The organism is Streptomyces sp. NPDC041122 (genome assembly GCF_055592445.1).
Map to the genome: position 1 here is coordinate 135,364 of NZ_JBVIYQ010000004.1, position 20,904 is coordinate 156,267.

A 20,904-nucleotide genomic window follows, 5' to 3' on the forward strand; every position below is an offset into this window, starting at 1 on the left:
CCAGTATGACTGACGCTCGGACAGCACAGGGAAACGTCGGACGTTCGTGGAGTCCGCTCGCGCTCGTCGCGTCCGCGGCAGCCGGAGAGCCAGGGCCCGACTCCGCCCGTTTGACGACCCGGCCGGGCGGGGCCGTCGCGCCGGCCCTTCGGCGCCCTCGATCAGTCGATCTTGGGGGCGCACCGCATGCCGATGTAGACGCAGCGTGTGCCGTCCGGCAGGACGGAGAAGATCACCGGGGTGTAGTCCGTACTGAAGGCCGAACCCACGCCCGTGCCGGCGAAGGCCGTCTCAGTGACCGGCAGCAGGTCGATCTGCAGGGGATCCGAGAGGTCCTTCATGCCGTCGACGAACTCGTAGAGCGCGTGCCCGGCGCCGTCCTTCTCGGTCACCGTGATGACCACGCCCTCGCGCCGGTACGTGCCGACGAGCGGTGCCCAGTCGACCGCGGGCGGTGTGGCCACCGGCGCGAAGGGTTCCGGCATGGTCACCTCCGCCAGATCGGCGAGAAGTTCGCGGTAGAGCGCGGCGTAGACCTCGCGCGCACCGCCACCGTTGGTGAGCAGCGCCACGGCGACGCCGGCCGACGGCACCACGCGCAGGTAGCCGTACTGCCCGATGGAGGCCCCGTCGTGGCCGTAGCCCGCGACACCGTTCCAGTCGTACAGGGTCCAGCCGAGGCCCCAACCGTCCGAGCTGACCGTCCACTTGTCGGGGCAGTCCACCTCCCGGCGCTGCATCAGGGCGACCGTCTCCTCGGAGAGCACTCGGGTGCCGTCCTCGGCCACGCCGCCGGCCAGGTGCAGCCGTGCGAGCCGGGCGAGGTCACCCGCGGTGGCGATGACCCTGCCGTACGGGCCCGCCGATCGCGGCATCATGTCCCATTCCGGTGCCGGCGCCGGGTCCTGGCCCGGTTCGCCCAGGTGACCCATGGCCGCACGGAAGCGCAGCGCCTCTTCGGGCAGGGTCATGGTGCGGGTGAGGCCGAGCGGGGTGAGCAGCAGGTCCTTCAGTGCCTCGTCCCACGTCGTGCCGGTCACCACCTCGATGATCCGGCCGAGCACGTTGTAGCCGACGCTGCTGTACGAGATCGCGCTGCCGGGCGGGCAGTCGAGCGCGACGCCTCTCGCGGCCTCGACGTACTTGGCGAGGCAGTCGTCACCGCGCCCGCTGTCGTGGTTGAAGTCGCAGGTGAGCCCGCTGGTGTGGCTGAGCAGCCGACGGATGGTGATCATCCGGGTCACTTCGGGGTCACCGATGGAGAACTCCGGCAGCACGTCCGTGACCGGTGCGTCCAGTTCCAGCCGGCCGGCCTCGACGAGCTGCATCACCAGGGTCGCCGTGTAGATCTTGGCTATCGAGCCCATCTGGAAGACCGAGTCGGTCGTCGCCTCCACACCCGTGCCGCGATGCAGGACTCCGCTCGCCCAGTCGTGGACGGTCCCGTCGACGAGGACGGCCAGGGATGCTCCGGGTACGTGATGCTCGGCGCAGAGCTGGTCGAGGCGGGCCTGCCACCGGGCGAGATCCAGCTTCCGTCCGGCCGAGTTCCGGGCCCCCCAGGCTCCTTCGACACTCCAGTTGCCCTGCTCATCATGGTTCATGACGGTCTGCACGGTTGAGTCCCCCCAGGTTGCGTACGGCGTCTTCTTGTTGCGAACACTGTACGCATGAGGGATCGTCGTTCGCAAGGTGCGTACGGCGTCGGCTAGGGTGAGGGTGGGGGTGCGGGCAGCAGACGCACCGAAGATGGATTGAGGAGAGTGGGCGCGTATGTCTGCCGACGCGAAGCCGATCACCTCGGTGTGGACACGTCCGCATCGCCCGCAGCGGGAGCAGCTGACGCGGGAGCAGATCGTGGCCGCGACGATCGAGCTGCTGGACGCGGAGGGGGTCGAGGCGCTCAGCATGCGCAAGCTCGGCACCCGGCTGAAGGCCGGGGCCACGTCCCTCTACCGGCATGTGGCCAATCGGGACGAGCTGATCCAGCTGGCCGTGGACGACGTGTTCGGCGAGCTGGACCCGCCGGTCGCCGCCGCCCGCGAGACATGGCGCGCGGCGGCCGCCCGCGCCGCCACCGACCTGCGGGCCATGGTCCTGCGCCACCCCTGGGTCGGGCCCGAACTCGGCCAGGTGGGCCTTCTCCACGTCGGCCCGAACGCCGTCCGCATGACCTCGGGACTCCTCGCGCAGTTCGAGGCGGCCGGCTTCCCCGCGGGTGAGGACGACCAGGCCGCGTCGGCGCTGATGTCCTACGTCATCGGTGTCGCGACCAGCGAGGCCGCTTACCTCTCACTGGTCGCCCGCAGCGGTGTCCCCGAGCGACAGTGGCTGTCGGAGCGCAGCCCTGACATCGACGAGGAGGCAGACCCGCGGCAGATGCGCGAGGACAGCTTCACCTATGGACTCGACCGCATCCTCGACGGCCTCACCGGCCGCCTCACGTCAGAGAGTTGAGGCCGACGGCGCCGGTGTAGGTCGCGCCGGCCATCCGGAGCCCGTCCGCCGCCTGTAGCGCGCTCAGCGAACCCTGCGTTCTGCGGTGAACGGTCGGCGCACCCATCCGCCACAGGGCGCAGCAACCCCGCACCGCACCGCACCGCCCCGCACCGGCGGAACGTGGCGTCGCACGGTTCGGGTCGCCGTGGAGGACGTGGAGGACAGGGAAAGGTGCCGGAGCAGGGCCGGTGCGTGCGGGTCGGGTGCCCCCGGATGACGGGCGTTCGTAGCAGAATGCCCGTCACCCGCACCTACCTTGGAGCACGCCGTGACCGCCCTCGCCCTGTACCTCCCCGGCTCCGGCGCCACCCCGCGCTGGTTGCAGATCACCGTCGGTGTCGTGGTCCTCGGCCTGATCGCCGCCCGCATCTGGCTGTTCATCCGGCGCCGGAAGTAGGCGCGGATCACGTGTTCTAAGATCCCGGGATGCATGACGAGCTTCGCCTCACCGTCCTGGGGTCCGCTACGCCCTACCCCAGCGTGGACAATTCGTGCTCCGGCTATCTGGTGTCGAGTGGTGACACCCGGATCTGGGTGGACGCGGGCAGCGGGACGCTCGGCCCGCTGCAGCGGCATGCGCGGCTGGACGACCTCGACGCGATCTGGATCTCCCATCTGCACGCCGATCACAGTGCGGACCTGCTCACCGCGTACTACGCCGTCCTGTACGCGGACATCCGCCTGGCGGCGCCCATCCCCCTCCTCGGCCCGACGGGCATCGCGGACCGGTTGGCCGGGTTCCTCACCCATACGTCGACCCGCAGTCCGGTCGAATCCGCCTTCGCCGTCACCGAGTTGTACGACGGCCACCAGACCACCGTCGGCTCGCTGCGGCTGACGAGCCGGGCCGTGTCGCACGGCATGCCTGCCTTCGCCGTGCGCGTGGAGGCGGCCGGCAGGTCGCTGGTGTACTCCGGGGACACCGCGCCGTGCCCGAACCTCACGCAACTGGCCGCAGGATGCGACGTGTTGCTGTGCGAGGCCGATTCCGACAGCGCGCAGGACCCGGCCGAGGGCGACCGGGTGCACCACACCCCCGAGGACGCCGGCGACACCGCCCGCGCGGCCGGAGCAGGCCGGCTGATCGTCACGCACGTCGGCCGCTCCCTCACCCCGCAGCAGGCCGTGACCCGCGCATCTGCCCGCTTCGACGGGCCCGTTGACCATGCTGCCCCCGGCGCCACCTTCACCGTCGGTACGGGTGTGGGTACGGGCGCCTAGCCGGAGCTTGCTGGACGCGCCACCTGCGCGTACACGACGCCGCCGGCCAGGCCCCTCCGGCAGCGTCCTCACGGCTTCAGGACGCGGCTCCGCCACGGCTCGCGTACGCACGCACGTCCGCGTCGCTGTCCGTGGTCGCGGCGGCGAGAGCCGCGCGCGCTTCGGGCTCGGCGGCGTGGACGAGGAGCGCGAGCACGGCGGCCTTGCGGACGTCCGCCTCCGGGTCGGCCGAGGCCTTGGCGAGGCCGGGGACCGCCGGGTCGGCCGGGGCGGCGCCCAGCGCGGTCGCGGCGCCCGCCCGTACCTGCCAGGTGGGATCGCCGAGCGCGGACACGGCCCGTTCGGCGTACGGCAGCGGGCAGCCCGTGGCGGCGAGCGCGGTCAATGCGGCCGCCCTGACCAGCGGGTCGGGGTCGTCGATGAGCGTGTCGAGGCGTGCCGGCGCCGTATCACGCACCGCCGCCAGGCCGCGGGCCACCGCGACCCGCACCTCGCGGGCCGGGTCGGCCGCGGCGCCGACGAGTGGGGCTGTCGCATCCACGGAGACCAGAGCCCGCACCGCGTGGATGCGGACGCCGATGTCGGCGTCGCCGAGCGCGGCGGCGTACACCTCGGCGGCGCCGAGCCGCAGTTCGCGCAGGACGTCGAGGGCGGCACCGCGCACCTCGGGGTCCGCCACGTCGAGCGCCGCGCGGAGCCCCTCCCGTAGCTCCGGGTCGGCCGGCAGCACCTCGACCAGCTCGCGCAGGGCCCCTGCCGCCGCCTCCCTGACCTGGCGCACCGGGTCGCGCAGCCGTGCCGCGAGTGCGGGGCCCACGCCGGCGGGTGCCGTCTCGGCCAGTACGGCGACAGCGGCTGCCCGCACCGCCGGGTCGGGGTCGGCGAGGTAGGGGGTGAGGGCGTCGAGCCCGGGTGCCTCCTCGGCGAGGGCCAGCAGGCGGAGAAGGGCGGGGTTCGACCCGAGCCCGGCGTCCGCGTCCCGGCTCTGCGCAGGTAGGGCGTCCGAGTCGGGGCTCGGTACGGGGACGGTACCCGGGGCGGGGCCACTCGGCGCCGGACCGGCACCCGCGGCAGGACCCGGAACCGCCCCGGCCCCCGCATCACCCCCGGCGCTCGGCACCCCGCCCTGCCCGGTGGACGCCGCCGGACGCGCCGCCGGTGCCGCGTTCCTCGGGCCCGCCGTCGCCACCGGCACCAGCGCGACCTCGCCGAGCGGCCGGTCCTCCCCCGCCACCGGGGCGAACTCCGGCACCGGCACCACGTACGGCTCGACCGCGCGGGCCCTGAACTCCATGGCTCCCGACGGCGCTTTGTACAGGTCGACATGGTGCAGCCAGCCCGCGTCGTCGCGCGCGGGATGGTCGAGGCGCTCGTGGTAGAGACCCCAGCGGGACTCGGTCCGCGCCAGCGAGGCGCGCGCGGCCATCTCCGCGCAGTCCCGGATGAACGACACCTCAGCGCACCGCATCAGTTCATGGGCGGTCCGCGCCCCCATACCGGCGATCTCACCCCGCATCCGCTCGAACGCCTCGACGGCCAGCGACAGTTTCGCCCCGCTCTTCGGCGGCGCGACGTAGTCGTTCACGAAGCGTCGCAGCTTGTACTCCACCTGTGGCTGCGGCGGCCCGTCGGGGTTGCGCAGCGGCCGGTAGACCAGTTCGTGCGCCGCGGCGAGCTGGTGCACCGGCAACTCACCGTCGTAAGCGCGGTATTGGGACGCGTCCGCGCCTGCCAGGTCACCGAAGACGAACGCGCCGATCATGTAGTTGTGCGGTACGCAAGCCAGGTCACCGGCCGCGTACAGACCGGGCACGGTGGTGCGGGCGTGTGCGTCGACCCGCACTCCGGACGCCGAATGGCCGCCGCACAGCCCGATCTCCGAGATGTGCATCTCGATGTCGTGCGTGCGGTAGTCGTGACCGCGCCCCTCGTGGAAGGCGGCGCGCGTGGGCCGTTCCGTGGTGTGCAGGATCGACTCGACGGCGCTGATGGTCTCCTCGGGAAGGTGGCTGAGCTTCAGGTACACCGGGGCCCGGTCGGAGGCGAGCTCCGCCGCGAACTCGGACATCATCTGCCCCGACCAGTAGTCCGACTCCACGAACCGCTCGCCGTGCCGGTTCACTTGGTAGCCCCCGAAGGGGTTGGCGACGTACGCGCACGCGGGACCGTTGTAGTCCTTGATGAGCGGGTTGATCTGGAAGCACTCGATCCCGGTGAGCGCCGCTCCCGCGTGGTAGGCCATGGCGTATCCGTCCCCCGCGTTCGTCGGGTTCTCGTACGTCCCGTACAGATAGCCGGACGCGGGCAGCCCGAGCCGTCCGCACGCACCGGTGGCCAGGATCACCGCGCCCGCCCTGACGGTGACGAACTCACCCGTACGGGTGTTGAACCCGGCCGCGCCGACGGCGCGTCCGTCCACGGTGAGCACCCGTACCGGCATCACCCGGTTCTCGATGCGGATGCGCTCCCGCATCTCGCGACGCCGGAGCTGCCGGTAGAGGACCTTCTTGACGTCCTTTCCCTCCGGCATGGGCAGCACGTACGAGCCGGAGCGGTGCACCTGGCGGACCGCGTACTCGCCGTGCTCGTCCTTCTCGAACTTCACGCCGTAGGACTCCAGGCGCTGCACCATCGCGAAGCCACGCGTAGCGGTCTGCCGGACCGTGGACTGGTCGACGATGCCGTCGTTGGCGCGGGTGATCTCCGCGACGTAGTCGTCCGGTTCGGCGCAGCCCGGGATGACCGCGTTGTTGACGCCGTCCATGCCCATGGCGAGGGCTCCGGAGTGGCGCACGTGCGCCTTCTCCAGAAGCAGCACGTCCGCGCCGTGCTCGGCGGCGGTCAGAGCGGCCATGGTGCCCGCGGTGCCGCCGCCGATGACGAGGACGTCGCAGGAGATCTCGGTCGCGTCGGCGAGGGCGGGAATGGCCAGGGGGGAGTCCACGGGCGCGCCTTTCACGAAGGGGTACGGGAGGTGCTGGGCGTACGAGAGGTACGGGGCGTGCGGGAGGTGCTGGACGGACCAGAGGTACGAGGCGTGCTCGGGTTACAGCGACGTCAGGACCCGGCGGCGGAGTTCGGTCGTGCCCGGGGCGTTGCGGGCGTCCCGCTGACGGGGGTGCGGGACGTCCAGGACGTCTCCGGAGGGCAGCAGGGCGATCCGGTCGCCGAGGTGCAGCGCCTCGTCCACGTCGTGGGTGACGAAGATGACGGTCGCGCCGGTGCCGCGCAGGATCTCCACGAGAAGGTCCTGCATGCCGGCGCGGGTGTGCGGGTCGAGGGCGCCGAACGGCTCGTCCATGAGCACCACGCGGGGCTCCCCGGCAAGCGCGCGGGCGAGCTGCACGCGCTGCCGCTGTCCGCCGGAGAGCTGACGGGGCAACTTGCGGGCGTGCTCGGCGAGTCCGACCCGCTCAAGCCAGTCGTCGGCGGCCCGCCGCCGCTCGGCCCTGCCCACCCGGCGGATGGCCAGCGGGAGTTCGACGTTGGCGCGGACACTGCGCCAGGGCAGCAGGGCGTCCTCCTGGAAGACGAGGGCGCGGTCGGCGGCGGGCCCACCGACGGGCACCCCGTCCTGGGTGACCCGCCCGCCCAGCGGCGGCAGCAGCCCGGCGAGGGTGCGCAGCAGCGTGGACTTGCCGCAGCCGGAGGGGCCGAGCACGGCGACGAGTTCACCCGGCGTGATGCGCAACCGCACGGTCCCGGGCAGCACTTGGCCCTCACGGTGGCCTAGCCGCACGTCGTCCAGGCCGAGTCGGGCTCCTTGCTGGGCCGGGGCGTCCGTGCGGGAGACGGGGCCGAGCTGTACGGGGCTCATGCGACGGGTTCCTTGTCGAGGGCCGGGACCGGGGCCGGAGCGGGGAGGGAGTCCACCGGCCGGGTGGCGCGGACGGTGCGGCGCGCCGCGCGGGACGGGATCCGCTCGGGCGGACGCGGCAGCCAGGCGGTGGCGCGGCGGCCGAGGAACTCCACCGCGGTGGAGGTCAGCCAGCCGAGGGCGCCGATGGTGGCCATCCCGACGAAGACGCCCGGGTAGTCGACGACCGTGTAGTCCTGCCAGGTGCGGTAGCCGACCCCGTACTCACCGGAGATCATCTCCGCGGAGATCACGCAGATCCAGCCGACGCCGATGCCCACCGACAGGCCGCCGAAGATGCCGGGCAGCGCGCCCGGCAGTACCACCGAGAACAGCACGCGCAGCCGGCCGCCGCCCATGGTGAGCACGGCCTCCTCCCACACCGGGGTGAGTGCGCGCACCGCGTGCCGGGTGGAGACCAGGACGGGGAAGAACGCCGCGGCGCAGGTGATGAAGACGATGCCCTGCTCGTTGGTGGGCAGGAGCAGGATCGCGACCGGGACCAGGGCGATCGCCGGGATCGGCCGGACCACTTCCACCAGCGGTCCGAGCAGGTCGGCGGCCCACCGCGACCGGGCGATCGCCGTGCCCGCCGCGACCCCGAGGACCGCGGCGAGCAGGAAGCCGAGCAGGATGCGGCGCAGGCTGTGGACGAGGTCCTGCCAGTACGGGGCGGTGCCGACCCGGTCGCCGAAGGCGGCCGCGACCTCACCGACCGTCGGGAACTGACCGAACCGCAGCCACAGATCGACGTCCAGGGTGGTCAGGAGCTGCCAGAGACCGAGGGCGGCGGCGAGCGACGCGACCCTGACGAGCCTGCGGACGACGCTCATGACGCCAGCTCCACGGCGTCCGCGTAGCCGACGACGCGGGCGCCCGCGTGCCGTCCCGTATAGGTCTTGGCGTGGCTCGGCGTGACGAAGGCGCGCAGCTCCGAGCCGTCCGCCACCCACACGGCCCGGTCGGCGAACCAGGGGGTGCCGGTCAGGGCGTCCGGCACGTAGGCGGCCCGTACCTCGGACTTCTTCGCCGCCGCGACGGCCGCGAGGAGCTTCTTCGGACTGGCGAAGGTACGGGTGGTGGCGCGGCCCCGCAGCCACAGCTCGGGCTTGGCGGCGCCCGTCGTGGGCGTGGGCTCGGGCTTGACCGGGGCTTGGGCGGTCCGCTTCAGCGGCTTCGGGTCGACGAAGGCGTCCACGTCGATGTCGCCGACCAGCTTGGCCGTCTTGAGGATGGGGACGTCCTTCTTCAGGGCGGCGATGAGGTCGGGCCGCAGCGCCGGATCGAAGGTGGCGATGCCGTGGGCGCCGTTGTAGAGGTAGACGGCCTCGGCGGGCAGTCCGGTCTCCTTCGCCACCGACTCGGCGGCGGCGACGGGTCGTTCGCGCAGGTAGTCGGTGGCCCGCCGTTGGGCGGTGAGGAAGTCGTCGAGCACTCCGGCCCGTTCCTTCGCGAACTCCTCGCGGACGGTGACGCCGTGGAAGGTCGGCAGGTTCAGATCGGCGCCGTCGTACAGCGCCTTCGCCTTTCCCTCGTAGGCCAGTTGTCCCGGCCAGGCGACGAACTGCGACAGGGCGTCGACGCTGCCGCCGGACAGGGCGGACGCGCCCACGCTGGGCTGCTGGTTGAGCTTGTGGATGTCCTTCTCCGGGTCGATTCCCGCCTGCTTCAGGGCCCGGATCAGGGTGCCGTCGGCGGCCGAGCCGACACTGGTCGACACCTTCTTGCCGCGCAGTCCCGTCAGCGACCGCAGCTTCGAATCGGGCTTGGTGACCACGGTGTTGAGGCCGCCGCGCAGGTTGTAGCCGGTGACCGAGACGAGTCGCGTCGGCTGCCCGAGCTGTCGGCCGCGGGCCGCGTTGATCAGCAGCGGATAGTCGCCCATCGACCCGATGTCGATCTTTCCGGTGGTCATCTGGGCGGTGATCGGGGCCCCCGTGGCGTAGTCCTGCCACTTCACCTCGTACTTCTTGCCGTCCTTCTTGCCGCGCGCCGCGAGCTCCTCCTCGAAGTAGCCGAGAGAGCGCAGCAGGGTACCGGCGGTGACGGTGTTGATGGTCTTCGACTGGTACCCGACGGTCACCGTGACGGTGCCGGAATCATCGGCTCCGGCCACGCCGCCGCACGCCGTGGCCAGGGGCACCAGCAGGGCGAGAGGGAGGAGGCGGGCGAGGGTACGGACGGGGCCGTAGCCGCGAGCGTGGGCGTGAGTACTGGTACTGGAGGGTTTGCCTGTCGAACCCGTGGTGCGAGTCATCGGAGTCGGCCTTTCACCGGAGCAGGTAGGGCATGTTGACGGTGACGGCACCCGTGGGGCACCGGGCCGCGCACGGGCCGCAGTACCAGCACTCGTCGACGTGCATGTACGCCTTGCCGTTGTCCTCGCGGATCGCGAGCGAGTCGAGCGGACACATGTCGACACAGAGGGTGCAGCCGTCGATGCAGCGGGACTCGTCGATGGTCACGGGCACGTCGGCGCGCTGCGGGACAACAGGCATGGCTGACTCCAGGAAGGGCGGGTGAAGGTCCGGGGGAAGGTCCCGGGATGTGGGTGAAGGGTCGTCGGCAGACGGTCGGACGGATCTCAGACGGATCGGCGCAGGACGCCGCTCATGGTGATGCGGTCCCCGCGGAACCGGATGAACTCCAGGTCCACGGGACGGCCGTCGGGCAGATGGGTGAGCCGCTCCAGCATCAGGACGGCGCTGCCGCGCGGGGCTTCGAGGACCGCCGCGGAGTGCGTGTCGGCGTTCACGGCTTCGAGCGTCATCTCGGCGTGCCCCAGCGGACCGCCGGTCACGGTCTCCAGGAGGCGGAAGACGTCCGTGTTCTCCAGGTCGCAGCCGAGCAGCGCACCGCCCACGTCCATGGGCAGGTACGACAGGTCGAGGGAGAGCGGAAGGCCGTTGAGGCGGCGCAACCGCTCGATGCAGAGCACATCGGTGTGCTCGGGCAGTCCGAGGCGGTGCGCGACCGGCCCCGGCGCGCTGACCGGGCCCACCGTGCGGACCTCGTTGGTGACCCTGCCGTGCTCGTGCAGGATCTCGGCCAAGCCTTGGAGCCGGTCGAGTGCGTGCGGGTACTTCTCGCACACCACGACGGTGCCGACACCGGCCTTGCGGTCCACGAGTTGCTCGCCGCGGAGCAGGTCAAGGGCCTGTCGTACGGTGTTGCGGCTGGCCCGGTAGTCGGCGGCGATGGCGTCCTCGAGCGGCAGGACGCCGCGCGGGAAGCCGCCCGTCAGGATCTGGTGCCGCAGCAGATCGGCGAGCTGCCGTGCCTGGTCAGCACGGAGCCGCCGACGCCGCGCGGCGGCGACCGGAAGTGAGGCGTGGCTGTGTTCGGCTGGCATGGCAGGAACGTACCGGCGTGGTGGCCGCGGTGGTGTTGCGGCAGCATTGCGCCACCTGAAACCGGTCAGCGCGGGGCTGTGACCTGCGGATTCGGTCGTACGGTGACGAAGACCCGCCACCCTGGCGCCCACCAGGTGGACGATCTGGGCGGCGGCGCCCTCGACCACCGCGCCACGGACAGCGCGAGGCGTCGCCGCTCACGGCAGCAGAGCCGCGGCGAGCTCGTGGGGCCGGGCGGCGAACGGACTGTGGCTGCCCGGCAGGGTGCCGCACGGTGAACGGGTTGTCGGGCATGGCCCGGTCCCGGGACCGTTCCCCAGCACTGAACGCCTTCCTCGACCTCATCCGCAAGAACTGCCCCGAACTCGGCGCCACCCTCGACCACCGACTCGGCCCGCGGGAAGAAGGCGGAACACCGCCCGCGTGAGCTCCGGCCCCCAACCCCCGTCATGGGTTCGGCCCCCCGGGCCGGGGAACACCCTCCGCCGGTCGCGGTGATCGTATGGAGATATATCGACTCTGTAGGAGACCTCTGGACCGACGCCGCACCCGCACTGAGACTGTCAGTCCGCGTCGACGGCTTGCCCGTGTCGCGCGCCCAGCAACGGACCTCACCGGTTGTTCAAGGAGTTCACATGCGTCTGCGCACGCGAGCGGTTGCCACTGTGTTCGTGGCGGCCACAGCTTTCACCGCCCTCGCCCCTCAGGCCATGGCGGCTCCGATGCCTTGGGAGACCAGCAGGACCCCCACGGCCGCCGCCCATGACACGGCCTCCGCGACAGCCGCCGGGAACAACACCGTCACCGTGTTGTGCGGGCCCCCCTGCTACCAGTAGGCAGCCATGTTTGGCGGCCGCGTGGAGCGAGGGGGCCGGGCACCGGGCTCACCCGACTGCCCGGCGCCCCGCCGGAAAGCCGCACCTCGCACTCGGCTCTGCCGGTGACCGAACGGAATCCCTAAGGACTCGTATGGCCGGGAGCCACCTCGGCCCCCGGCACCGGCGGCGCCTCGGTGATGTCGAGGAACACCTGATCGGCCTGCGGCCAGCGTTCGGCTACGTCGGACTTGATGCGCTCCATGACCAGCTCCACGACCTCGCTGTCCCGGCCGGGTGCGAGGTCGATGCGCGCGGCGACGAGCGTCGAGTCCATCCCGAGCCGCATTGTCAGCAGACTCGCGACGTGGTCGATCTCGGGCTGCTCGGCGAGGAAGCGGCCTATGTCCTCGCGCAGTTCGGGGTCGACGGACTCACCGATCAGCTGCTCCTTGGCCTCCTTGCCCAGGCGGTAGGCCACCGCGATGAGCAGCAGGCCGATCCCTACCGAGGCGGCCGCCTCGTAGATGACCTCACCGGTCGCCATGTGCAGGCCCATGCCGATCATGGCGAAGGTCACTCCGAGCACGGCGGTACCGTCCTCGGCGATGACGGTCCGCAAGGCCGGATCGGAGCCGATGCCGCCCTCCTGTCCCCGCACCTGCCAGAGCGCGCGCACCAGGGAAGCGCCCTCGGCGAAGAACGCGACCCCCAGGACGACGAGTCCGACGATGTAGCCGGTCGTGGATTCCGCGCTCTCGGAGCGCAGCGCCTCGATGCCCTGGAAGATCGAGAAGCAGCCGCCGGTGACGAAGATGCCGACCGCGGCGAGCAGCGACCAGAAGAAGCGTTCCTTGCCGTAGCCGAAGGGGTGCTGAGGGTCGGCCGGTTTACGGCTGCGGCGCAGGGCGGCCAGCAGGAAGACCTCGTTCATGCTGTCGGCGATCGAGTGCGCCGCCTCGGACAGCAGCGCGGGCGAACCGGCGAACAGCCCTCCCACCATCTTGGCCAGGGCGATGACCAGGTTCGCGGCGAGGGCCACCCAGACGGTGGTTTTCGTCTTCTGGTCCTTCGACGCCCCGTCGTTCGCGTTCTGGCCCTTCGACGGCCCGTCGTTCGCGGCCTGCTCGTCCGGCGCTCGCCCGGCCGATGCTGAGGTGCTCGACTGTTGCTCGGTCGGCGGCTTGGCGGTCATCTGACCTCTCAGTTCTGGGGTGGCTCAAAGGTGCTTGCCGGAGGCAGCACGCGGTTCGTGTACCCCAGAGGTGTGACTCCAGGCGAGCGTGACCCGACCTTCCGGAGGTGTCGCGCGCGGACCGATGGCGCGGACCGGCCCGCAGGGCAGCCGGGAGCGTTCTCCGTGGGGATGTGATCCGCGTCAGAGATACGGACGAGCGGCATACCCGCTCGTCGAGTCACGGAGCCAAGTACTCCGCGATCAACGACTCGGTCGCCCCCCAGCACCCTCACCTGTCTCTGGCAATGTGGACCCTTGGAGCCGAAGGCAAGGCGTTGGAATCAGCGTTCGGCGCCCCTCATCGGGATCGGGTGTACGTCAACGCGCCGCTGCCATCGTTGTCGCTGCGCCGCAGCTTGTCCTTGCCCACCAGGGTCACCGTGGAGGGTTCGCCAGGCACACACGCCGAAGGCGGTTTCCCTGAGGCAAGCGTCGTTTTTCTCAGCCGGATTGCATCAGCCGTGACGGTCTCCAGTTGTGCTTTGAACACGCACTCGTACCTGGCCCCGCCACTAACCTGTCCCGTCGCCGTCACGGTCGCCACCGTGTCGCCCACGTAGCCCTGCCGGATCACCAGCGTCCTCGGGCTGAAACCTTCATCCGTGGTCAGCCCACTGGCCCAGGTACCGAGGTACTTCTCCGGGAGCGAACCCGCCGGGCTGTGCGGGGGTTGCTCTTCCACGGACGTGTAGTCGTGTTGGACGTAGGCCCCGAAGGCGATGGCCATGACGGCAGCCGCTGCGGCCAGCACGAGTCCATAGCGTGGACGTTCCTTGGCCGGACGCCTTTCGGGCGGGCCGAGGGTCGCGAGCGAAGGCAATATGGATGACGCGCCGCCCCCCGCCCTCTTCGCTTCTGCCTCCAGTACCGGCGCCTTCGCCGCCGTCGGTACCCGGTATGCACGAACGCCGATGATCGCGGCGGCGGCCCTGCGCGCCAGGGTGAGGTCCTGCACAAGGGGCTGCACACGAGGGCGAGTTGGGTACTGGTCGACTCCGATCGTGGCGGCAGCCGCCCGACGGAGCAGTGTGGGGCGGGTCATTCGGCACCCCTTGGGCCCGCGGTGGGCCGCCGGGCGCCGGCCTGCTCGTTCGGGGGCCCCGTCGCCGGTGACTGGCCATCTGGCTGCTGGGGGGCCTGCGGCGCGCCGGAAGTACCGAGGACGACCTCCGTGAGCCGGGTGTGCTTGAGCTGGACGAGGATCAAGGGGGCCGATGCTCCGGCGGCGAACGTTGCGAAGCCCCCGCTGACCTGACCCCAGGTGTCCATGAGCACCGCCACCCCGGCCCCCATCGCCATATGCACGGCGGCCGCGATGGACTGGCCTGCGACGTCATAGAACGCGCCAAACGTAGGAGGCAGACTTGAGGCTTCGCGTTGGTCGGAGTGCCGGAACTCTTGTCGGCGTAGGAGCCATTCGGACATGCAGTCGTATGCGTGCACGACTCCGCGCACCGCTCCGCCTGCCGCGCCAAGCAAAAGCAGACTCGCAGTGTCCACGTGTCCTCAGCCCATGTGGGGAGACAAAGTCGGTCAATGGAAAAGGCTACGGACCTCCTCAGCGCATGAGAAGAGGAGTCACCGAGCCAGGGGCTGTTTTCGGCTGCGCCGTGCCGAGGCCGTGTCCACGGAGACTTTCGCCGGCCGCCGGCCTCGACGAGACTCGGCAGCGCGAGGAGGCACGGGTCACCCCGGCCGCGATACCGGGATCGCGCCGCCAGAAGGGCATCCAGTGGCCAACCACGGGCTTGATCCGCGCGTCCGTCGCCCGCGTCCTGCCGTCACACGCGAGGGCGTCGCTTGCCGCCGCCGCTTCCGTTCAGCGGGATGAGCGTCTCCAGGTGGGCGCCGTCGACCCAGGATCCGAGCAGGTCCCGGTGCAGGGCCACGATGTCCTGGCGGACCGCCAGACCGAGCGCGGCCTTCGTGAACGCGCGGCACGTGGTGACGAACAGGGCCACGTCCGCGCCGTGTTCCAGGCGGGCGGTGCCGACAAACTTCTGCATGTCCTCGGAGGACACGCTGCGCTCGGGCGCGTACTTCTTGACCTGGATCACCAGTTTGCGGCCGTCGGCGAGGTAGCCGACGACGTCGGCACCAAGGTCGCCGCTCTTGCCGCTGACAACAACCCGGGTACAGCCGTCCCTGCGGCACAGATCGGCGACGTAGTGCTCGAAGGCCTGCCAGGAGAGCGCGTCGACCTCGGCCATCGTCAGCTCCCGCTCCTTCGCTTCCTCCTGCTCCCGCCATCGCCGGTTGCCGTCGACGGCGGACCGGTGCGCGCGCAGGAGGACCCAGCAGGCCCCGCCCACCACCACGACGGCGAGCACGGCCAGCAACACGGGCCACACCGCCGCCCAGTTCGCGGCCGCCCACACCAGGCCGACGACCCCCACGCCGATGCCCCAGCCCTGTAACCGCCGCCGCGTCCGCTTCCGGAGCTGTCGACGCCGTCGTGCTGCCATCACTCCCCCACCCTCCACTCCCCGGTGTCCGTGAGCCGCAGTGTGAAATGCCCGCTCGGCCCCGGCAAGAGTGCGTGATGGGCCGTCGGCTTCCGTGGCGCTTACGGGGCGCTTCCGTGGCCCGCGAAGCTGCACAAGGTCGCAGAGCCCGACCCCTTGAGCCGAGCGCGCCGCGCACGGAGGGGTGTGCGGGACGCCAGGCGGTCCTCGCGCTCGGGGTCAGGGCGGCGTAAGGGCCTTGAGTCGGGCGGCGAGGTCGGGGTGAGTCGTGGCCAGGTGAGGGGCCGTCGCGATCAGGGGGTGGATGAGTTCGGCGGGGTCGTCGTCGGCGAGGGCCGTGTGGAGTTGACCGAGGGGCCCGCGGGCGGCGGCGGGCAGGTCGGTGAGGGCCGTGATCTGGCCGGCGACGCGGCGCAGATCGGCAGCGTTGCGGCGGGCCCACGTGGCGGTGACGCGTTGGGCGGCGCGGTGTTCGCGGGTGGCCTGGACGCGCTGTTCGCCGGTGGTTCCGGCTGGGCCGGGCCGGTTGCGCAGGTAGCGGCGTTCGGCGGCCTGGCGGCTGGCGACGCCGAGAGGGCGGGCGAGGTCGGCCCAGCTGGCTCCCGCGTCGCGGGCCGTTTCGATCAGGTCCGTCTCCCATCCGGCGAGTTGCTCTCGGACCTGCCGCAGCAGGAGAAGAGAAGCCAGGGCCTGCTCCAGGTCCGTGTCCGCGTCCGCGTCGTGAGGGCCGGACGGGCCGGGCTCCTTCTGCCGGGCCGCCCGCAAGGCGTCGTCCACGGCTTGAAGCGCCGCCTCGGCTGCGGGGAACGACGCGGCGCTCTGCGTTCCGGCGCCGGAGCGGGCGGGTTGATCGGCCGGGGTCATGGCACCTCCCTTGGTCTGTCATCCATTGGACGACATCGAGTTTTGTCATCCAATGGATGACATGATACAACGGTTTCAGTGAGGCGCATTGGCAGTAACTGCCCGTACCGCTGGAGGTGTTTCATGATGTTGATGCGCACTGACCCCTTCCGTGAGCTCAGCCGGCCGGCACAGCAGCTGACGGGTCCCGGTACCTGGTCGCGGCCGTCCCCGATGCCGATGGACGCCTACCGCGCGGGCGATGAGTACGTCGTGACCTTCGATCTCCCCGGCGTCAGCGTGGAGGCGATCGACATCGACGTCGAACAGAACATGCTGACCATCAAGGCCGAGCGCCGCCCCGTACCGACGGCCGACGACGTGCGGATGGAATTCTCGGAGCGGCCGCTGGGCGTGTTCTCCCGCCGGATCGCGCTCGCCGACATCCTCGACACCGAGCGCATCCAGGCCGGTTACGAAGCGGGCGTACTCACCCTGCGCATCCCGATCGCCGAGCGGGCGAAGCCCCGCAAGATCGCCGTCACCACGAGAAGCGGAAGCGGAAGCCGAAGCGACCGTCAGCAGATCTCCGGCTGACCGGACCGCCGCAGAAACACAGCGGCCAACACCGCCGACGATCTCCCCCCCTCTGCCCCACCCGCTCCTCCGGTGCCCCACACCCGTGCCCGACACCCGTGTCCCGCACCGGCGCCACGACCCTGGTGAAGAAAGGCAACCACAGCAGTGATGTCCGACCTGAGCGCAGCGTTCGAGACTCAGCACACGACGGCGTACGAGCAGATGCTGGACAAGGTCCGCTACCAAGGCGCCTACCCCACGCGGGAGCGTGCCGAGGAAGCAGTCCGCCTGGTCCTCGCGGGACTGGGACGCCAGCTGACCGGTGAGGAACGAAGTGACCTGGCCGCCCGCCTGCCCCGCGAAGCGGCACGCATCCTCACCGACCAGGTCCCGGCCACCCAGCCGCTGAACGGTGGCTGGGCCTTCGTCAAGGACCTCGCCGCTCGCACGGGCGCCCCTCTGGCCACCACCCGATGGGACACGGGATCCGTCTTCTGGGCCGTTGCCGCCTACGCCGGCCCCGAACTCCTGACCCGCATCCTGCGCCGGCTCCCCTCCGGTTACGCCCTGCTGTTCGGCCGCGCCGAGCTCACCCCCGCGGCATAGGGCACTCACGGCGCCGGGGCAAGAGGGAGAAGTCTCTCCGGGGAGCCCGACGCAACAAGGCCCCGGCGACACACCTGACGGGTGATGTCGCCGGGGCCTTCCCCTTGCGGGACCGCCGTCAGGCGGACGGATAGACCAGGGTTATCTCCCGGTTCAGGCCGGTCTCGTCGGCGTCCGGGTACATGGAGACCTCACCGTCGGACCACCGCACCAGGAAGTCGTCCGGGTGCCGGTTCTCGCTGTAGTCGCCGGCGGCCAGGACCGTGGCGTGCGTCCAGAGCTTGTTGGGCTTCTTGACCTGGATCTCTCCGTGGAAACCGTTCTGGTCGATGTCCTTGTAGAGAGTCAGCTCACCATCCGTCCAGCGCACCATCAGGTCGTGCTGGTCGTTTCCGGTGAAGTCGCCCGAGGTGAGCGTCGAGGCGTGCCCCCAGGTGCTGTTGGGCGCGGCGAGCTTCTTCTCGCCGTGGAAGCCGTCACGGTCGACGTTGGTGTAGAGGGTGACCTCGCCGTCGCTCCAGCGGACCAGGAGGTCGTCGGTCCACTTGTTGTCGCCCGTGTAGCGGCCACCGGTGATGGACGTGGCGTTCTTCCACAGGTCGTTGGGCTTCTGGAGCTGGACCTCGCCGTGGAAGCCCTGCTCGTCCACGTCGGGGTAGAGCGTCAGCTCGCCGTCGGACCAGCGGACGATGAGGTCGTCGCGGTCGGCACCGGTGAAGTCTCCGGATGCCATGGTGGCGGCGTGTTTCCAGGTGCCGTTGGGGCCGGTGAGGCGGATTTCCTTGTCGAAGTTGTCGGCGTCCTCGCCGGCGCCCCGGTACAGGGTGACCTCGCCGTCGGACCAGCGCACGATCAGGTCCGAGTAGTCCCACGTACCAGGATTGCCGTCGGTGAAGTAGCCGCCGGTCATGGCCTCGGCGTGCTGCCAGGTATCGGCTGTGCCGAGGACGCCGCGGCCGGCCGGCTGCCGGTTGTTGACCGCGTCGTCGTACAGCGCCTTGGCATCGCCGTCGAGGTACGAGCTGTAGGAGATGTCGTCCTTGTCCCCGCCGGTCTTCCAGCCGCCGATGACGCCGATGATGCCCCAGCCACTCCCCTGCTTGATGAGGAACGGGCCGCCCGACGCGCCACCGGAGTACTTGTCGCACGCGATGCGCAGGAAGCTGCCCGGGATCTTCGGATCGGTGCTGTTGTAGCGGACGGTCTTGTCCGTGCAGTCCAGCGGGCGCTTCTGGTTGGCCGGGTAGCCGATCAGGCGGACCGGCGCGTGGTCGTACCCCGCGTTGATCTTCAGCTCGGCGCCGCCGACGACGTCCTCGACGTTCTTGCCGCCGCGCGGTTCGAGCTGCAGGAAGTTGAAGTCGAGGTCCGCCCCGGCGTCAGGGCCCTTGGACAGGTACCGCTTGTCGACGTAGATCCTGCCGGGCTTGACGGTGAAGGCGCCGTGCGGCTTCTTGCCGTCGTCGTACTGCGGGACGAAGGTGAGGTTCTTGCGCGCGTCCTGGTCGTCGAAGCAGTGACCGGCGCTCATCACGATGTTCTTGCCGGGGCTCTTGACGACCGTGCCGCCGCAGAACCGGCCGGTGTTGGTGCCGTCGTTCCAGAAGAAGGTGCCGACGATCGGCAGTCCTTCGAAGGGCCGGCTGGTGGAGCGGGGCATCCTGGTCGGAGCGGAGAACCCCTTGGCCTCCTGCTCCGGGACGGGCTTCGCGGACCTCATCCGCTCCGGCGTCCAGTAATCGTCGGCGTCGGCCGGCGTGAACCCCCGCGCGTCCTCGTCACTGCGGGCCGGCACAGGAGTCGGCGGAACAACGGGCTCTTGAGTGTCCCCCGCCACCGCCGGTGCGGTGGCATCCCCCCTGGGCGTCGGATCGCCGGGATCTGCGTACGCCGGCAGGCCCGGCAGCAGAACCAGTGCCGCGGCCCCCGCCGCGGCGCCCAGCGCTCTGCGCAATCTCATGGTCGTGTCCCCCATATGAAGATGAGAGGCGGGTCACTCCGTGTGGCGTGACCGCGCCCATATGAGTCATGATCGTAAAACTATTGCGGACTCGGGGGATATATGGGCAACTTCACACACGCGTCCGCACGTACCGTATATGCGGTAATTGCCGCTCCTGTGCTGCTTCTTGGGGCGGCCGGCTCGGCCCACGGAGACGCGCTGCCCTTCCCCGGAGCGGGATACGCGTCCCTCGGTGGCCCGGCGCGGCCGGGCCAGCTCGTGGACATCACGGTGAAGGAGCGCCCCGGCAATCCGCATCCCACCGAGGTGGAAGTCTCCAGCCGCGCGCTGACCGACGACACGGCCCTGGGCGACACGGGACAGGCCTGGGTGGGCGCCGCCCGGATCAAGGAGAGGACCGAACCCGGTACGTACGAGGTGAAGTTGACCCTCCGCCACAAGGATGCGAACTGCACGGCCGAGGCGGACCGGGACTATGTGTGCGACTACCCGCCGATCGTGCTCCGACGGCAGCTGAAGGTTGCCGCACCGCCGTCGGAGGGGCTGAGCTTCGGCTCCGGCCTCGCGGTCGGGATTCCGTCGGGCGCGGCTGCGGCGGTCGCCACCGGAGCCGTATGGCTGCGCCGCAAGCGCCGTCGCGCCGCCGGCGAGCCGGCATGACGTGGCTGCCCGTCAGATCGGCATCGACGTACGGCTCGCCCTCGCCGCAGCCGTGATCATCCGACATCCCGCCACCGCTTGGCTGTGACGTGCGAACCGGGCTCCGTACCAGTGGGGCCGCCCGCATCACGCCCCCCTACGGCCGCCGCGCGTGACGGCCAGAGCAGCGGCGGCCTCAGGGTGAAGGGGCCCCTCTAGGCCCGTGAACCAGCCGCTTCGGTGCGCTGCACCAGGCCGTCCACGATGAGGGCGAGACCCGCCTCGAACGCCGATTCGTGGTCGAGCTCCGGCACATCGGCCAGCTGCTCCATGGCGTCGCCGGCGCCCGTGTCGGCCTGCTCCTCCAAGACGCTCCCGACCGTGTAGCGACCCGCGGCCAGCATGGCCATCTGCGCGTCGCGCTCGGGCACGCCGGAGGTGACGAGGAAGGACATCTTGCGGCGGATCCGGTCGAGGTCGCCGGTCGGCGCGCTGCCGGCGTGCAGGCGAGCACCGTCGCGGCGCAGGAGCAGGGTGCGCCGGAAGCTGCGCGTGTTCTCCAGGAACCACTCGCGCCAGTCGTCTTCGGGTGCGGGGAGCGGCGCGTCGGCGTGGGGGGTCATGGCCGCCTGCGCCATGGCCGCGAGCAGATCCTTCTTGGTGCGGAAGTGGTAGTAGAGCGAGGGCTGCTCGACGCCGAGCCGCTGCGCCAGCCGCCTTGTACTGACGTTCTCCAGACCCACTTCGTCGAGCAGATTCAGCGCTTCGGTGACGACGTTCGCACGGTTCATCTTGGTCACGTTGAAATTCTATCGGTGATAGAAGACT

20 protein-coding genes and 1 pseudogene are annotated in these 20,904 nt (G+C 70.8%); 7 read left to right on the forward strand and 14 right to left on the reverse strand.

The features are described 5' to 3' along the window. Nucleotides 1–161: 161 nt before the first annotated feature. On the reverse strand, nt 162–1,604 hold the full coding sequence (locus ACZ6B8_RS16635; protein ID WP_471607640.1) for a serine hydrolase domain-containing protein: 1,443 nt from the start codon (nt 1,602–1,604) through the stop codon (nt 162–164). Nucleotides 1,605–1,773: 169 nt separating this feature from the next. Here ACZ6B8_RS16635 and ACZ6B8_RS16640 point away from each other — a divergent pair, with 169 nt between their 5' ends. The 3 genes from ACZ6B8_RS16640 (at nt 1,774) to ACZ6B8_RS16650 (ending at nt 3,720) form a co-directional block, all read left to right on the forward strand. Then, a complete protein-coding gene (locus ACZ6B8_RS16640) occupies nt 1,774–2,457 on the forward strand; it encodes a TetR/AcrR family transcriptional regulator (protein WP_471607641.1) in 684 nt (227 codons plus the stop codon). A gap of 310 nt (nt 2,458–2,767) precedes the next feature. Then, nucleotides 2,768–2,896, forward strand: a complete 129-nt coding sequence (locus ACZ6B8_RS16645) for a hypothetical protein (protein ID WP_355807248.1) — start codon at nt 2,768–2,770, stop codon at nt 2,894–2,896. A gap of 29 nt (nt 2,897–2,925) precedes the next feature. Further along, nucleotides 2,926–3,720: an MBL fold metallo-hydrolase gene (locus ACZ6B8_RS16650; RefSeq protein ID WP_471607642.1), complete on the forward strand. Its 795-nt coding sequence runs from the start codon at nt 2,926–2,928 to the stop codon at nt 3,718–3,720. 76 nt (nt 3,721–3,796) lie between these two features. Here the strand turns inward: ACZ6B8_RS16650 and ACZ6B8_RS16655 are convergent, their stop codons facing one another. From ACZ6B8_RS16655 to ACZ6B8_RS16685, 7 genes and pseudogenes are all read right to left on the reverse strand, one after another. After that, entirely contained in the window at nt 3,797–6,664 is a 2,868-nt protein-coding gene (locus tag ACZ6B8_RS16655; protein ID WP_471607643.1) for a fumarate reductase/succinate dehydrogenase flavoprotein subunit, read from the reverse strand. Between the two features lie 102 nt (nt 6,665–6,766). Continuing rightward, nucleotides 6,767–7,537 (reverse strand): ABC transporter ATP-binding protein, encoded by a 771-nt coding sequence (locus ACZ6B8_RS16660; protein ID WP_471607644.1) that lies wholly within the window; start codon nt 7,535–7,537, stop codon nt 6,767–6,769. Further along, complete coding sequence (locus ACZ6B8_RS16665; RefSeq protein WP_471607645.1) at nt 7,534–8,409, reverse strand: ABC transporter permease; 876 nt, start codon at nt 8,407–8,409, stop codon at nt 7,534–7,536. The genes ACZ6B8_RS16660 and ACZ6B8_RS16665 overlap by 4 nt, the downstream gene beginning before the upstream one ends. Beyond that, the gene (locus ACZ6B8_RS16670; RefSeq protein ID WP_471607646.1) at nt 8,406–9,833 is read right to left on the reverse strand and encodes an ABC transporter substrate-binding protein; all 1,428 of its coding nucleotides are present in this window, start codon (nt 9,831–9,833) and stop codon (nt 8,406–8,408) included. The genes ACZ6B8_RS16665 and ACZ6B8_RS16670 overlap by 4 nt, the downstream gene beginning before the upstream one ends. 13 nt (nt 9,834–9,846) lie before the next feature. Continuing rightward, nucleotides 9,847–10,074: a 4Fe-4S dicluster domain-containing protein gene (locus ACZ6B8_RS16675; RefSeq protein ID WP_055563275.1), complete on the reverse strand. Its 228-nt coding sequence runs from the start codon at nt 10,072–10,074 to the stop codon at nt 9,847–9,849. Between the two features lie 86 nt (nt 10,075–10,160). Next, entirely contained in the window at nt 10,161–10,928 is a 768-nt protein-coding gene (locus ACZ6B8_RS16680; protein ID WP_471083721.1) for a GntR family transcriptional regulator, read from the reverse strand. 198 nt (nt 10,929–11,126) lie between these two features. Then, nucleotides 11,127–11,235: pseudogene (locus ACZ6B8_RS16685) on the reverse strand (alpha/beta hydrolase); the annotation flags it as partial. On the opposite strand from ACZ6B8_RS16685, the gene ACZ6B8_RS16690 reads away from it, so the two are divergent. Next, a complete protein-coding gene (locus ACZ6B8_RS16690; protein WP_471607934.1) occupies nt 11,204–11,356 on the forward strand; it encodes a hypothetical protein in 153 nt (50 codons plus the stop codon). The pseudogene ACZ6B8_RS16685 and the gene ACZ6B8_RS16690 overlap by 32 nt on opposite strands. A 530-nt stretch (nt 11,357–11,886) precedes the next feature. Here ACZ6B8_RS16690 and ACZ6B8_RS16695 read toward each other — a convergent pair. The 4 genes from ACZ6B8_RS16695 to ACZ6B8_RS16710 all read right to left on the reverse strand — a co-directional run bounded on the left by ACZ6B8_RS16695 (nt 11,887) and on the right by ACZ6B8_RS16710 (nt 16,310). After that, entirely contained in the window at nt 11,887–12,939 is a 1,053-nt protein-coding gene (locus ACZ6B8_RS16695; RefSeq protein ID WP_471607647.1) for a cation diffusion facilitator family transporter, read from the reverse strand. Between the two features lie 340 nt (nt 12,940–13,279). Beyond that, nucleotides 13,280–13,936: a hypothetical protein gene (locus ACZ6B8_RS16700; RefSeq protein WP_471607648.1), complete on the reverse strand. Its 657-nt coding sequence runs from the start codon at nt 13,934–13,936 to the stop codon at nt 13,280–13,282. An 826-nt stretch (nt 13,937–14,762) separates the two neighbouring features. Continuing rightward, nucleotides 14,763–15,446 carry a restriction endonuclease gene (locus tag ACZ6B8_RS16705; protein WP_471607649.1) on the reverse strand — a complete coding sequence of 228 codons (684 nt, stop codon included), beginning with the start codon at nt 15,444–15,446 and terminating at the stop codon, nt 14,763–14,765. A gap of 219 nt (nt 15,447–15,665) precedes the next feature. After that, the gene (locus ACZ6B8_RS16710) at nt 15,666–16,310 is read right to left on the reverse strand and encodes a type III effector protein (protein ID WP_471607650.1); all 645 of its coding nucleotides are present in this window, start codon (nt 16,308–16,310) and stop codon (nt 15,666–15,668) included. 126 nt (nt 16,311–16,436) lie between these two features. Between ACZ6B8_RS16710 and ACZ6B8_RS16715 the strand changes: the two genes are divergently transcribed. Together ACZ6B8_RS16715 and ACZ6B8_RS16720 are read left to right on the forward strand one after the other, a co-directional pair. Then, on the forward strand, nt 16,437–16,886 hold the full coding sequence (locus ACZ6B8_RS16715; protein WP_471607651.1) for an Hsp20/alpha crystallin family protein: 450 nt from the start codon (nt 16,437–16,439) through the stop codon (nt 16,884–16,886). Between the two features lie 150 nt (nt 16,887–17,036). Beyond that, nucleotides 17,037–17,474 (forward strand): DUF2267 domain-containing protein, encoded by a 438-nt coding sequence (locus tag ACZ6B8_RS16720; RefSeq protein ID WP_471083700.1) that lies wholly within the window; start codon nt 17,037–17,039, stop codon nt 17,472–17,474. A gap of 118 nt (nt 17,475–17,592) precedes the next feature. On the opposite strand, the gene ACZ6B8_RS16725 is transcribed toward ACZ6B8_RS16720, so the two are convergent. Beyond that, nucleotides 17,593–19,434, reverse strand: coding sequence for a trypsin-like serine peptidase (locus ACZ6B8_RS16725; RefSeq protein ID WP_471607652.1), 1,842 nt, complete (start codon nt 19,432–19,434; stop codon nt 17,593–17,595). A 159-nt stretch (nt 19,435–19,593) separates the two neighbouring features. Here ACZ6B8_RS16725 and ACZ6B8_RS16730 point away from each other — a divergent pair, with 159 nt between their 5' ends. Then, nucleotides 19,594–20,097 carry a hypothetical protein gene (locus tag ACZ6B8_RS16730; RefSeq protein WP_471083694.1) on the forward strand — a complete coding sequence of 168 codons (504 nt, stop codon included), beginning with the start codon at nt 19,594–19,596 and terminating at the stop codon, nt 20,095–20,097. Nucleotides 20,098–20,291: 194 nt separating this feature from the next. Here ACZ6B8_RS16730 and ACZ6B8_RS16735 read toward each other — a convergent pair whose 3' ends face one another. After that, complete coding sequence (locus ACZ6B8_RS16735; protein WP_471607915.1) at nt 20,292–20,867, reverse strand: TetR/AcrR family transcriptional regulator C-terminal domain-containing protein; 576 nt, start codon at nt 20,865–20,867, stop codon at nt 20,292–20,294. Nucleotides 20,868–20,904 lie beyond the last annotated feature (37 nt).

Bases quoted from the DNA above. Each gene is read 5' to 3' on its own strand.
- ACZ6B8_RS16705 (WP_471607649.1), bottom strand. From the start codon at position 15,446: ATGGCAGCACGACGGCGTCGACAGCTCCGGAAGCGGACGCGGCGGCGG.
- ACZ6B8_RS16695 (WP_471607647.1), bottom strand. From the start codon at position 12,939: ATGACCGCCAAGCCGCCGACCGAGCAACAGTCGAGCACCTCAGCATCG.
- ACZ6B8_RS16715 (WP_471607651.1), top strand. From the start codon at position 16,437: ATGTTGATGCGCACTGACCCCTTCCGTGAGCTCAGCCGGCCGGCACAG.
- ACZ6B8_RS16735 (WP_471607915.1), bottom strand. From the start codon at position 20,867: ATGAACCGTGCGAACGTCGTCACCGAAGCGCTGAATCTGCTCGACGAA.
- ACZ6B8_RS16710 (WP_471607650.1), bottom strand. From the start codon at position 16,310: ATGACCCCGGCCGATCAACCCGCCCGCTCCGGCGCCGGAACGCAGAGC.
- ACZ6B8_RS16650 (WP_471607642.1), top strand. From the start codon at position 2,926: ATGCATGACGAGCTTCGCCTCACCGTCCTGGGGTCCGCTACGCCCTAC.
- ACZ6B8_RS16665 (WP_471607645.1), bottom strand. From the start codon at position 8,409: ATGAGCGTCGTCCGCAGGCTCGTCAGGGTCGCGTCGCTCGCCGCCGCC.
- ACZ6B8_RS16640 (WP_471607641.1), top strand. From the start codon at position 1,774: ATGTCTGCCGACGCGAAGCCGATCACCTCGGTGTGGACACGTCCGCAT.
- ACZ6B8_RS16660 (WP_471607644.1), bottom strand. From the start codon at position 7,537: ATGAGCCCCGTACAGCTCGGCCCCGTCTCCCGCACGGACGCCCCGGCC.
- ACZ6B8_RS16670 (WP_471607646.1), bottom strand. From the start codon at position 9,833: ATGACTCGCACCACGGGTTCGACAGGCAAACCCTCCAGTACCAGTACT.
- ACZ6B8_RS16680 (WP_471083721.1), bottom strand. From the start codon at position 10,928: ATGCCAGCCGAACACAGCCACGCCTCACTTCCGGTCGCCGCCGCGCGG.
- ACZ6B8_RS16675 (WP_055563275.1), bottom strand. From the start codon at position 10,074: ATGCCTGTTGTCCCGCAGCGCGCCGACGTGCCCGTGACCATCGACGAG.
- ACZ6B8_RS16635 (WP_471607640.1), bottom strand. From the start codon at position 1,604: ATGAACCATGATGAGCAGGGCAACTGGAGTGTCGAAGGAGCCTGGGGG.
- ACZ6B8_RS16720 (WP_471083700.1), top strand. From the start codon at position 17,037: ATGTCCGACCTGAGCGCAGCGTTCGAGACTCAGCACACGACGGCGTAC.
- ACZ6B8_RS16725 (WP_471607652.1), bottom strand. From the start codon at position 19,434: ATGAGATTGCGCAGAGCGCTGGGCGCCGCGGCGGGGGCCGCGGCACTG.